Annotated in this window: 12 protein-coding genes and 1 pseudogene; 7 read left to right on the top strand and 6 right to left on the bottom strand. The window is 58.4% G+C overall.

The features are described from left to right. The first annotated feature begins 267 nt into the window (after positions 1–267). From zapE to AC1DWM_RS25345, 3 genes are all read left to right on the top strand, one after another. A complete protein-coding gene (zapE, locus tag AC1DWM_RS25355; protein ID WP_223520583.1) occupies positions 268–1,386 on the top strand; it encodes a cell division protein ZapE in 1,119 nt (372 codons plus the stop codon). Positions 1,387–1,404: 18 nt separating this feature from the next. Next, on the top strand, positions 1,405–1,986 hold the full coding sequence (locus AC1DWM_RS25350) for a DinB family protein (RefSeq protein WP_223520581.1): 582 nt from the start codon (positions 1,405–1,407) through the stop codon (positions 1,984–1,986). Positions 1,987–2,080: 94 nt separating this feature from the next. Beyond that, positions 2,081–2,578 (top strand): GNAT family N-acetyltransferase, encoded by a 498-nt coding sequence (locus tag AC1DWM_RS25345; RefSeq protein WP_223520579.1) that lies wholly within the window; start codon positions 2,081–2,083, stop codon positions 2,576–2,578. Positions 2,579–2,643: 65 nt separating this feature from the next. Here AC1DWM_RS25345 and AC1DWM_RS25340 read toward each other — a convergent pair whose 3' ends face one another. From AC1DWM_RS25340 to AC1DWM_RS25330, 3 genes and pseudogenes are all read right to left on the bottom strand, one after another. Next, positions 2,644–2,853, bottom strand: a complete 210-nt coding sequence (locus tag AC1DWM_RS25340; RefSeq protein WP_223520577.1) for a hypothetical protein — start codon at positions 2,851–2,853, stop codon at positions 2,644–2,646. Between the two features lie 143 nt (positions 2,854–2,996). Next, positions 2,997–3,155, bottom strand: a pseudogene (locus AC1DWM_RS25335) (hypothetical protein); the annotation flags it as partial. A 62-nt stretch (positions 3,156–3,217) separates the two neighbouring features. Further along, a complete protein-coding gene (locus AC1DWM_RS25330; protein ID WP_223520575.1) occupies positions 3,218–3,400 on the bottom strand; it encodes a DUF6026 family protein in 183 nt (60 codons plus the stop codon). Between the two features lie 246 nt (positions 3,401–3,646). On the opposite strand from AC1DWM_RS25330, the gene gnd reads away from it, so the two are divergent. Genes gnd through AC1DWM_RS25315 form a run of 3 tightly spaced genes read left to right on the top strand, consistent with a single transcriptional unit; the run spans position 3,647 to position 6,998 of the window. After that, on the top strand, positions 3,647–4,651 hold the full coding sequence (gene gnd / locus AC1DWM_RS25325; protein WP_317849418.1) for a phosphogluconate dehydrogenase (NAD(+)-dependent, decarboxylating): 1,005 nt from the start codon (positions 3,647–3,649) through the stop codon (positions 4,649–4,651). Beyond that, entirely contained in the window at positions 4,648–6,171 is a 1,524-nt protein-coding gene (gene zwf, locus AC1DWM_RS25320) for a glucose-6-phosphate dehydrogenase (protein WP_223520571.1), read from the top strand. Before gnd ends, zwf begins: the two co-directional genes overlap by 4 nt. Next, a complete protein-coding gene (locus tag AC1DWM_RS25315) occupies positions 6,168–6,998 on the top strand; it encodes an HAD family hydrolase (RefSeq protein ID WP_223520569.1) in 831 nt (276 codons plus the stop codon). The genes zwf and AC1DWM_RS25315 overlap by 4 nt, the downstream gene beginning before the upstream one ends. 126 nt (positions 6,999–7,124) lie before the next feature. Here AC1DWM_RS25315 and nhaB read toward each other — a convergent pair whose 3' ends face one another. From nhaB to AC1DWM_RS25300, 3 genes are all read right to left on the bottom strand, one after another. Beyond that, on the bottom strand, positions 7,125–8,627 hold the full coding sequence (gene nhaB, locus AC1DWM_RS25310) for a sodium/proton antiporter NhaB (protein ID WP_223519697.1): 1,503 nt from the start codon (positions 8,625–8,627) through the stop codon (positions 7,125–7,127). 78 nt (positions 8,628–8,705) lie between these two features. Then, a complete protein-coding gene (locus tag AC1DWM_RS25305) occupies positions 8,706–9,995 on the bottom strand; it encodes an NHL repeat-containing protein (protein ID WP_477796445.1) in 1,290 nt (429 codons plus the stop codon). 273 nt (positions 9,996–10,268) lie between these two features. Further along, positions 10,269–10,535 carry a hypothetical protein gene (locus AC1DWM_RS25300; RefSeq protein WP_223519693.1) on the bottom strand — a complete coding sequence of 89 codons (267 nt, stop codon included), beginning with the start codon at positions 10,533–10,535 and terminating at the stop codon, positions 10,269–10,271. A gap of 343 nt (positions 10,536–10,878) precedes the next feature. On the opposite strand from AC1DWM_RS25300, the gene AC1DWM_RS25295 reads away from it, so the two are divergent. Continuing rightward, on the top strand, positions 10,879–12,204 hold the full coding sequence (locus AC1DWM_RS25295) for a sigma-54 dependent transcriptional regulator (RefSeq protein WP_223519691.1): 1,326 nt from the start codon (positions 10,879–10,881) through the stop codon (positions 12,202–12,204). Positions 12,205–12,243: the final 39 nt, after the last annotated feature.

Genomic DNA, 12,243 nt, shown 5'->3' with positions numbered 1-12,243 from the left:
CCGAACGCAGCCTCGCAGGCTCGACAGCTGCTACATCCGAACGCAGCCTCGCAGGCTCGACAGCTGCTACATCCGAACGCAGCCTCGCAGGCTCGACAGCTGCTACATCCGAACGCAGCCTCGCAGGCTCGACAGCTGCTACATCCGAACGCAGCCTCGCAGGCTCGACAGCTGCTACATCCGAACGCAGCCTCGCAGGCTCGGCAGCTGCTACGGTCCAAACGCACTCTGCGGCAGTTGCTACAGATCGGACGTATACTCCCGCGCATGAATGTCGACTCGCCGTTAAGCGCCTGGCAACACGCCATCGAACACAAGGGCTTCGTCCAGGACGAAGCCCAGGAGCACGCCGTGTGGGCGCTGCAAAAATGCCACGAAGCCTTGCATGAAGGGCGAACGCCGGTCACCGGCGTTTACCTGTGGGGGCCGGTCGGGCGGGGCAAGACCTGGTTGATGGATCAGTTCTACCAAAACCTGCGCGTGCCGGCCCGACGTCAACATTTCCACCATTTCATGGGCTGGGTGCACCAGCGCTCGTTTCAACTGACCGGCACCGCCGACCCGTTGAAGGCGTTGGCGCGTGAGTTGAGCGAGGAAGTGCGGGTGCTGTGTTTTGACGAGCTGTTCGTCAACGACATCGGTGACGCGATCATTCTCGGGCGCTTGTTTCAGGTGATGTTCGAACAAGGGGTGGTGATGGTGTGCACCTCCAACCAGCCGCCGGATCAGCTCTACGCCGACGGCTTCAATCGCGACCGCTTTGTGCCCGCCATCAAGGCGATCAAGCAGCACATGCAGGTGATCGCCGTGGAGGGCAGCGAAGACCATCGTCTGCACCCTGGTGCTGCATTGCAGCGTTACTGGGTGAGCGATGCCGCGCATCCCGACGCGCTCGGCGACGTGTTCAAGGCGCTGACAGTCGGCCAGTCCGTGTCCAGCGAGCCGGTCATGGTCGGCTACCGTCAAGTCAATACTGTGCAGGCCAGTAACAGCGTGCTGTGGTGTCGCTATGCCGACCTGTGCGAACAACCTTTTTCGGCCATGGACTTCATGGCCCTGTGCGACACCTACAGCGCTATTCTATTGAGTGAGGTGCCGAACCTCAGCGCACAAAAACGTGAAGGGCGCATTGCCCGAGGCACCGAAGACGCTGCCGAACACGTCGTTGCGGGGGACCGCGAACTGCCGCAACTGTCGGTGCACGACGATGGCGTACGACGTTTCATTGCGCTGGTGGACGAGTGCTACGACCGCAAAGTGCCGCTGTACCTCGAAGCGCAGGTGCCAATGGAGGCCTTGTACACCGAGGGTTATCTGGAATTCCCGTTCCGTCGCACATTAAGCCGTTTACAGGAAATGCAGCTGCAACGTTTCGCTGAAGCTTAATTTTCGGGAGCCGCGAACATGAATCAGCCCCTGTCTCATCATTTGCTGACCATGGCTTATCAGAACGCCTGGGCCAATTACCGACTCGCCAAGGCCTGGAACCAGTTGAGTCCGGCCGAACTGGCCGCTCCACGGGTCAGCTTCTTCCCCAGCCTCATCGCCACCCTTAACCACATCCTGACTTGTGACTGGTTCTATGTGGATGCCCTGGAACGCGAGTTGCGCGGTGACGATCCGCATCCCGATTGCTTCGTTTTTTTCAAAAAAGACCAGCCGTTCACCGCAGGCAGCGATCTCAAGCGCGAGCAATCACAGGTGGACAATCGATTGATCGCTTATTGCGAGCAATTGCGCGACGCCGACCTCGGGCGAATCGTGACCATCGCCCGGGACACGCCGCAACATGACAGCCGATTGCGCCTGCTGTCCCATCTGTTCGAACACCAGCTTCATCATCGCGGTCAGGTCCACGCCATGCTCAGTGGCACCTCGGTCGCACCGCCGCAACTGGACGAGTTTTTCTGCGCCGGCGAGTCGGGTCTGAGGGCGGCGGATTTTGCCGAGTTGGGATGGACCGAAACGCTGATCTGGGGTGTTTGAGGCAGGATCAGGTTGTCGGCGATGGCGACTCACGATAATGTCCTTCGACTTTGCGGCGCGAGCGACGCGCCGGGACCACGATGGGATAGCAACGATGGGAAGGGAATCTGCAGACATTCTTGTACTTCAGGCCAGCTACACCAACCCGGTGCATGCCGAGGCGATTGGCGTGGTGCTCAATGCCTATGCGCAAGACCCTATGGGCGGCGGGCATGCGTTGCCCGAGGATATGCTACTGCAATTGCCGGGGGAGCTGGCCAAGCGTCCCCACGCCTTCAGTGTGTTGGCCTTTGTCGACGGCGCGCCGGCCGGGTTGGTCAATTGCTTCGAAGGTTTTTCGACTTTTGCCTGCCGGCCACTGGTCAACGTGCACGACGTGTCGGTGGTGCCGCAGTTTCGCGGCTTGGGGCTGAGCCAAAAGATGCTGCAAAAGGTTGAAGACATTGCCCGCCAGCGTGGCTGCTGCAAGATCACCCTGGAAGTCCTCGAAGGCAACGCGGTCGCGCAAGCCTCCTACGGCAAGTTTGGTTTTGCTGCTGGCATGTTCGATCCGGCCCATGGCCGCATGCTGTTCTGGACCAAGAGTCTTTAAGCGCGCCTGAATGTTTCAATCAGGCACAAAGAAGGGCGCCCGTCAGGACGCCCGGCTGGCTTGAATTACTTCGGTTTATAGGACTCGGTCATTTGTGCGGTTGGATCGGTGGGTACTGGCAGTTCGATGTTTTTGACCTCGAAGCCATTAGCTTTCTGTTGGGCGAGATGCAATTTTTCGTAGTAGTACCGCATGCGTTCGCCACCGTGTTCTGCAAAGGCTGTGGCTGAACTGAAGATCAACAGGCTGGCGAGGATCAGAGGTGTACGTTTCATGGGTGAGTCTCCCATTACGTGTAGCGGGGGCCTTTTCGTCCGTGAACCAATGTCGAAATGACATTATCCGCCGATTTGCTCAAATGGGAATGAGCTCGTTAGAGCCTTCGGTCCAGTCTCAACGTGACGGTGCGTAGCGGGGAAGTGTTGCGCTTGGTCATGGTCTGCTGGTTGGTGATGCAGAACGTCTTGTAACCCGCCTGTTTCATCATGTTGACCAGCGACGGCCTGGACAGGTAAAGGTCCGGGTATTCTTCGTCAGCGAAGGTCAACACCTGCTGCAACGCCTCGATGGTGTAAGGGCTTGGGGGTGATGACGTAGGTCGGAAACAGCGGAAGGCTGTCTCCGAATCACCTGTGAAAATCAGGCGTGGGGCGCGCGTTGGGTAACGGGCAAGGGTGCCGACTGCGTGCCTTGAGTCAGCTGGCGTAACTGCGCGAGTTCCTGCTTCAAAAGGTCGCGCTCTTCTTTCAACTGGCGTAATTCATCACGACGGATCGTGACGTAAAGGGTTTGTGCTGGCCGTGCTGCGTGTACTGTGCCCATTGCTCACCTCGCAAATGGTTGACTCAACTGTAGAACCGCCCCTGCAATCGGGCGGTGATCTACTATCGGCGCTGATTTTGATTTCTTTTGCCCCTCAAGGGAACTTTTTTATTTTTTATGGTCGTTGTGTCTTCGGCGCGATTACCGGCGTTATCAGTCAGGATCGGGCACAATGCCCGGAAACTATGTGCCAACGCTCTGGACTAACCCCATGAGCCACGTTGGGCTATACCTTTGACACACTTTATTTGTAGTAGGGAGCATCAGCACATGCAACTCGGGATCATTGGACTGGGCCGCATGGGCGGCAATATTGCGCGGCGCCTGATGCTCAATGGGCATACCACTGTCGTTTACGACCGCAATACCGCCTTCATCGAGACTTTGACGGCCGAGGGCGCCACCGGCGTCGCTGACTTGCCGACCTTGGTCGCCGGCCTGGCCAAACCGCGAGCGGTCTGGATCATGCTGCCTGCTGGCGCACCGACCGAAGACACCATCGACACCCTGAGCACCTTGCTCGAAGCCGGCGATACCATCATCGACGGCGGCAACACGTTCTATAAGGACGACATCCGCCGGGCCAAAACCTTGTCGGAAAAAGGCCTGCACTACATCGACGTCGGCACCTCCGGCGGCGTCTGGGGCCTGGAGCGCGGCTATTGCATGATGATCGGCGGCGATGCCGAGGTGGTTAAACGCCTTGATCCGTTGTTCGATAGCCTGGCGCCGGGAATGGGTGATATCCCGCGCACCAAGGACCGCAAGTCCGATGACGATCGCGCTGAGCGTGGCTACATCCACGCCGGTCCCGCAGGTTCGGGGCATTTCGTGAAGATGATCCACAACGGCATCGAATACGGAATGATGCAGGCCTTCGCCGAAGGTTTTGACATTCTCAAAACCAAAGCCAGCACCAACCTGCCGGAAGACCAGCGTTTCGACCTGAACGTCGCTGACATCGCCGAAGTCTGGCGTCGTGGCAGCGTGGTGTCGTCCTGGCTGCTCGACCTGACAGCTGATGCGTTGGCCAGCGACCCTAAACTCGACGGTTACTCAGGTTCCGTGGCTGACAGCGGTGAAGGTCGCTGGACCATCGAAGCCGCCATGGAACAATCGGTGCCCGTACCGGTGCTGTCGAACTCGCTGTTCTCCCGCTACCGCTCGCGCGGGCAAGGCACCTTCGGCGACAAGATTCTCTCTGCCCAGCGCTTCGGCTTCGGCGGCCATGTGGAGACTTCGAAAAAATGACCCGTCTGATCCGCAATAAATCCAAGGCAGAACCCGCACCACCGACCACGCTGTTCCTGTTCGGTGCCCACGGTGACCTGGTCAAGCGTCTGCTGATGCCGGCGCTGTACAACCTGAGTCGTGACGGACTGTTGGGGGATGGATTGCGGATCATCGGCGTTGACCACAACGCCATCACAGACGATGCCTTTGCTCGCAAGCTCGAAGATTTCATTCGAAGCGAAGTGGCCGCCAAGGTCGGCAAGGGCGATCAAGCCCTTGATCCGCAGGTGTGGGCCAAACTGGCCCAAGGCATCAGCTACGTCCAGGGCGACTTCCTGGACGACAGCACTTATCAAGCGCTGGCGGCGAAAATCGCCGCCAGCGGCACCGGCAATGCGGTCTTCTACCTGGCGACCGCGCCACGTTTTTTCAGCGAAGTGGTGCGTCGGCTCGGCGCGGCGGGTTTGCTGCAAGAGACGCCGGAAGCGTTCAGAAGGGTGGTCATCGAAAAACCGTTCGGCTCCGATCTGCAAACCGCCGAAGCCTTGAATGCCTGTTTGCTCAAGGTGATGACGGAAAACCAGATCTACCGGATCGATCACTACCTGGGCAAGGAAACCGTGCAGAACATTCTGATCAGCCGGTTTTCCAACAGCCTGTTCGAAGCGTTCTGGAACAACCATTACATCGACCACGTGCAGATTACCGCCGCCGAAACTGTCGGCGTCGAAACCCGTGGCAGTTTTTATGAACACACCGGCGCCCTGCGGGACATGGTGCCCAATCACCTTTTCCAGTTACTGGCGATGGTGGCAATGGAACCGCCGGCTGCTTTTGGCGCCGATGCGGTTCGCGGCGAAAAAGCCAAAGTCGTAGGGGCCATTCGCCCCTGGTCAACCGAAGAGGCACGGGCCAACTCGGTCCGCGGTCAATATGCCGCCGGTGAAGTCGACGGTAAGCCGTTGCCGGGGTATCGCCAGGAAAATAATGTGGCGCCCGACAGCACGACCGAAACCTACGTGGCGCTCAAAGTCATGATCGACAACTGGCGCTGGGTCGGTGTGCCTTTCTACTTGCGTACCGGCAAACGCATGAGCGCACGCGATACCGAGATCGTAATCTGCTTCAAACCGGCACCGTATGCGCAGTTCCGTGACACCGAGGTCAATGAGCTGCAACCGACTTATCTACGGATCCAGATCCAGCCCAACGAAGGCATGTGGTTCGACCTGCTGGCCAAACGGCCTGGCCCGGCGTTGAAGATGGCCAATATCGAACTGGGTTTCGCCTACAAGGATTTCTTCGAAATGCAGCCGTCCACCGGCTACGAAACGCTCATCTACGATTGCCTGACCGGCGATCAGACGCTGTTCCAGCGCGCCGACAACATCGAGAACGGCTGGCGCGCCGTGCAGCCGTTCCTCGATGCCTGGCAGCAGGATGCGACGGTTCAGCATTACGCGGCAGGAGAGGACGGCCCGGCCGAGGGCGATGAACTGCTGGCCCGTGACGGTCGCGTCTGGCACAGCGTCGGATGACGGACCTTACGCCGCAGCCCATCCGTTTTCTGCTCAGTGACATGGACGGCACATTGCTGCTGCCCGATCACACGCTCAGTCAGCGCACCATTGCCGCGGTCCGATCGTTGCGCGAGGCGGGCGTGCTGTTCAGCCTGGCCACCGGTCGCCCACCCAAAGCGATGTTGCAGCAGATTGAAGCATTAGGCGTCGACTTGCCGACGGCGGCGTTCAATGGCGGCACGATCGTCAATCCGGACGGCAGCTTGCTGGTTGCCCATTACTTGCCGGCGACGGCGGCGCTCACCACCCTGACGCAGTTCGCCGACCTCCCGGACATTGAAGTCTGGGTGTTCAGCGGTGGTGACTGGCTGTTGAAGGATGCCAGCGGCCCCATGGTTCCCCGAGAGCAGCATGGCCTGGGGTATCCGCCCGTGGTTGTGGAAAGCTTCGAACCGTATCTGGAGCGCATCGACAAGATTGTCGCGGCCAGCAACAACACCGGGCTGCTGATCGAACTGGAAGCGCAATTGCTGCCCAAGGTCGAAGGTCAGGCCCAAGTCTCGCGTTCACAGCCGGTGTATCTGGACGTGACCGCAATGCAGGCGAACAAGGGCGCGGCGTTGGTGACACTGGCCGAGTATCTCGGAGTGCCGCTGAAGCAAACCGCCGCGCTGGGCGATGGCGGCAACGACCCGGCGATGTTTCATCGCGCCGGGCTGTCGATTGCCATGGGGCAGGCAGAAGAGGCCGTCAAGCGTCAGGCTGATGTGGTGACCGGGGCCAACACCGAAGATGGCGCTGCCCAGGCAATTGAACGGTACATCCTATCTCGCCAGTTCACATAAATCCCCCCTGTAGGAGTGAGCCTGCTCGCGATGAGGCCATACCAGTCAACATCATCGTTGAATGTCAGACCGCTATCGTCGGAACGCCGCCCGGAGCAGGCTCACTCCTACAGTTGTTAGTCTGTGTTACAGCCAGAAACTAACGGCATACCACCCGAGAACACCCATCACCACGGTGTATGGCAACGCCATCCACACCATCTTCCCGTATGACAGGCGAATCAGCGGCGCAATCGCCGAGGTCAGCAGAAACAGAAACGCCGCTTGGCCATTAGGCGTCGCCACGCTTGGCAGGTTTGTCCCGGTGTTGATCGCAATGGCCAGCGTCTCGAAGTGTTCGCGGCTCATATGGCCGGTGATGAACGCCTGTTTCACTTCTGTGATGTAAATGGTCGCCACAAACACATTGTCGCTGATGGCGGACAGCAAGCCGTTGGCAATGAACAGCATGCCCGGTTGCTGATTGGCCGGCAGCGTCAATACCCACTGGATCAGCGGAGTGAACAATTGCTGGTCGTGAATCACTGCCACCACCGCAAAAAACACCACCAGTAACGCGGTGAATGGCATAGCGTCCTTGAAGGCATTGCCGATACGGTGCTCGTCGGTGATGCCGGTGAACGCAGTAATCAACACGATTACCATCAACCCGATCAGGCCGACTTCCGCGATGTGAAACGCCAACCCTGCAATCAGGATCAACGCCGCGGCGCCTTGCACCAACAAGGCAGCGCGCTGGCGTGCGGTGCGCTCGGCGTTATCCTCGGCGGCATAGTTGGCCAGCACTGCGCGGACATTGTCCGGCAGCAGGGTGCCGTAACCGAACCATCGCAGTTTCTCCAGCAGCACGCAGGTCACCAGGCCGGCGACCAGCACCGGCAGTGAAACCGGGGCAACCTTCAAAAAGAATTCGGCGAAATGCCAGCCCATCTCATGGCCGATCAGCAGGTTCTGCGGCTCACCCACCAGCGTGCACACCCCGCCTAATGCCGTGCCTACGGCACCGTGCATCAACAGGCTACGCAAGAAGGCGCGGAACTGTTCGAGGTCTTCATGGTGAAGGGTGGGCAAATTGCGGTCATCGCTGTACGCGCTGTCCTGGCGTGGATCATTACCCGAGGCGACGCGGTGATAGACCGAATAAAAACCTACGGCCGCACTGATAATCACCGCAGTTACGGTCAAGGCATCCAGGAAGGCCGACAGGAATGCCGAGAGGAAGCAGAACATCAACGCCAGCAGCGCCTTGGAACGAACGCCCAGTAGCAAGCGCGAAAACAGGAACAGCAACAGATCTTTCATGAAGTAGATGCCGGCCACCATGAACATCAGCAGCAGGATGACCGGAAAGTTGTGCAGCAGTTCGTCATACAGCGCCTGCGGCGTGGTCATTTGCAGCAGCAGTGCTTCGATCAGCAGCAGACCGCCAGGCATCAGCGGATAGCACTTGAGCGCCATGGCCAGGGTGAAAATGAATTCCAGCACCAGCAACCAACCGGCTGCGACCGGACCGACCGTCCACAGCACCAGTGCGTTGAGAATGAGGAAACCGAGAATGCTCGCCTTGTACCAGCGAGGTGAGTGGCCGAGAAAGTTGTGCGCGAACGCCTGGGCCATTGAACCGGACATCGGCTGCTCCTTGTTTTAAGAAGCGCGCAACTTGCCGTAACAAGATCGGAATATCAAGCGCGGAAAAAGCGGTTCAGCCTAGCCGAGATAGCGCACTACAACGGCCTTGTAGTTGTCATCCAGTGAATAACCGCCCACGACAATTCTTCCGTCAGCCTGAATGGCCACCGACGTCGCGGTGTCCAGGTGGCGGCCAAGACGTGTGCGAACCCAGCAGGTGCCTTCGGCAAAGCCGGGGTCGAGCTGCCCGCCGGGTAAATAGCGGGCTAACAGGAAATCGGCTTCGATCCCGCCGAGGGTGGCGCCAACCGCCAACACACGACCATCTGACTGGCGCCGGGCGGCAGTCCACAGGCAGCCGCTGCGGCCAATTTTCAGTAGTTGAGGCTGGCCGCCGTTGCAATGAACGTCTGGGCGACCATTGCTGTGTATTTTCAAGGCAAGGCAGTGCATCGGGTCGCGACTGCTGCCAAGACACAGCAATTCACCGTCGTCCTGCTCGATGATCTGGCTGACCTGAGCGCCGTGCTCCTCAGCCCTGAACGTCATAAAACCATCCACGGCGAAGGACTCATCCAGGCGGCCGTCGGGGAGGTAGCGGGCCAGCAAGCCTTCTTCGGGGAAATTGACTGATCCACCTACCATGATCCGACCATCGCGTTGCACCATCAGGCTGCTGAGCCAGGAGTTCATCAGTAAATGCCTGACAACCACGAAGCCGCGGCCGTTGAAGGACGTGTCCAACTCGCCTTGGCGGGTGAGGCGGATCAGCAGGCCGACATGATCGGCCAGTTCGAAATGGTGGTTGGCCAGCAGCAGGATTTTGCCGTCAGTCTGGACCTGTACGTCGCAGGCTTCGGCCCCAGGGACGCCAGGGGGAAGCCAGAGATCGCGCATGCCCAGGGACAGGTTACCCGGCAGGCGTACGACACAGAGCCCGTTGTCCGCGAAGTGTTCGACGGGGTGACCTTGCGAATCGAACAGCGCCAATGCCGGCAGCGTTCGGTGAGCGTTTTCATAGTGCAGGCCGGCCACCAGAATATGCCCGTTGGTGAGGACGTGGACTTTGCCCGCCATTGCCTCGTGACCGCGCTGGAACTGCCCGATAACGCTTCCGTTAGTGCCAAATGCGAGGTCCGCCGAGCCGTCTTCCAGTAATCGAGCGAGGCCAAAGCAGCTGCCATTCGGCATGCCGACGGTCGCCGCGACCAGCACGCGACCATTGGCGTCCATCTCCACGCTTTTAGCGATGCTTGAAATGCTATCGGCGAAATACACGTGGGTTTTGCCACTGCAGGCGAAACTGTGATCCAGGTCGCCAGCTGTGTGCCGCGATGCAGGTAGGGCAAAAGCCGTCTGGTGTGGCATGCGCGCATCTCCTTGCGAGCTGACCGAAACCCAAGGGACGGGCGGGCAACTGCCTGCTAAACATTCAATCCCTGAATCAACAATCACACAACTGTCATAACTAACAAGCGGAGGGTCACTGTGTGCCAGAACAGTGTCTTTTCGAACCACTGACAAGCCTGCCAAGTAATTCGATACGGCGAAGTTGGAGTTTGGGTGCGCTGTTACTGTTGAAAACAGCCAACTGGATAGAAGGCGAAGGGGCGGACTACGTTGAAGTAATCCGCAAACCCCTTAATGCGGCATGGACCACGATTGCAGTTTATAACCTTCCTGGCTCAACTCGGCACGGGCCTGCTGCAGCAGGAGTTCGAGTTGTACTGGGTCGGAATAGGCGCTGCTGGGGATTTGGGCGTGACCGATATGGGTATTGGTGCGGTCTATGACGGTGATGCAGAGCTCGCCATTGCCGTCTTGTTGAGCCCAGGCGATGTATTTGAAGGGTTTAAACGCGCGCTTGGCAATCAAAAGAGCTTCGTTGATACGGAGCGAGGCGGTCATGGGGTCTTCTCTCTGTATGCCCAATCAAGTGATGTGCCGTCGGTTGGGCTTACCGTTCGGCTGGTTACTTGTACTGATGCCCCCAACAGTGGGTCAGGTCACACGCAATCAAAAGAAATTTCAACTTTCCTTCAAATACTCAATGCCGGGCATCTTTTGAAAGCTGAACGAAAGATACGACTCGTCAGGTAACTCACAAGAAAAATTCTTATAACTAATTAAGTAGCGCCCCTATAGTCAATCGATACAAGGGTCTGTCAGTTTCTTGCTAATGTTACAGCCAGGTCCGGTAAATGACTGTTTTTGCGAATATTTCCTATAATTTGGCGTCAAGGAACAGTCCATGATCGAAGCGCCCGCGCTACGACGTCTATTAGTAGTAGACCCCTGTGACGACTGCCATCGTCTATTCCCGGGTTTGCGCTCTGTGGGGTGGGATGTTGATAGCTGTTCCCTGGAGAGCGCCGTCGATCGAATCTGCGACGTTGGCCTGTTGCGTTTACAACCCTTTCATCTGGCACACCCCGACCCTGTCAAAGAGCTGATCAGTCGCAGTGGCACCGAGTGGATCGCTGTACTCAATCAGGAAGTGCTGCGCTTGCAGAATGTCGGGGATTTCGTTTGCGAATGGTTTTTCGACTTCCATACCTTGCCGTTTGACGTCGCCCGGGTTCAAGTCACGCTGGGGCGGGCGTTCGGCATGGCGCGCCTGCGCGGGCAGGGTGCGATTCACATCAATCAGAATGAACACGAGCTACTTGGCGACAGCAAGTCGATTTGTGAACTGCGCAAATTGCTGAACAAGCTGGCGCCCACCGAGTCTCCGGTATTGATTCGTGGTGAAAGCGGTACCGGTAAGGGATTGGTGGCCCGCACCCTGCACCGCCAGTCCCTGCGCCACAGCAAACCTTTTGTGGCGATCAATTGCGGTGCGATTCCCGAACACCTGATCCAGTCCGAGCTGTTTGGCCATGAGAAGGGGGCCTTTACTGGCGCCCATCAACGCAAGGTCGGACGGATCGAAGCGGCCAATGGCGGCACACTGTTTCTCGACGAGATCGGTGACTTACCCTTGGAGCTGCAAGCCCATCTGCTGCGCTTCCTACAGGAGAAACACATCGAGCGTGTGGGTGGCGGTGAGCCGATACCGGTGGATGTGCGGGTGTTGGCGGCGACTCACGTAGACCTTGAGGCCATGATCGAAAAGAAACGCTTTCGCGAAGATTTGTATTACCGCCTGAACGTACTGCAAGTCGACACCGCTCCACTGCGTGAGCGCCATGCCGACCTGTTGATGCTGGCCAACCACTTTTCCCACTTCTACAGCCATGAAACCGGCCGCCGTCCTCGCAGTTTCAGCGAAGACGCGCTGATTGCCATGGGCAAGCATGACTGGCCGGGCAATGTGCGCGAGTTGGCCAACCGGGTACGACGCGGGCTGGTGTTGGCCGAAGGCCGGCAGATCGAGGCGCGAGACTTGGGGTTGATCAGTCAGCACACCACTGCCACGCCGATGGGTACGTTGGAGAACTACAAGGACCGGGCGGAGCGCCAGGCCTTGTGTGATGTACTTAACCGCCACAGCGATAATTTGAGCGTCGCCGCCAAGGTGCTGGGGATATCCAGGCCTACTTTTTACCGTTTGTTGCACAAGCATCATATACGTTGAGGTGCAAGTTTTTAGCTGCAAGCTGAAAGTAAAAGCTTT

The organism is Pseudomonas sp. P4_C8 (genome assembly GCF_056401975.1).
Note: the sequence above shows the minus strand (reverse complement) of the source record. Positions and strands in the feature narration are given on the sequence as shown.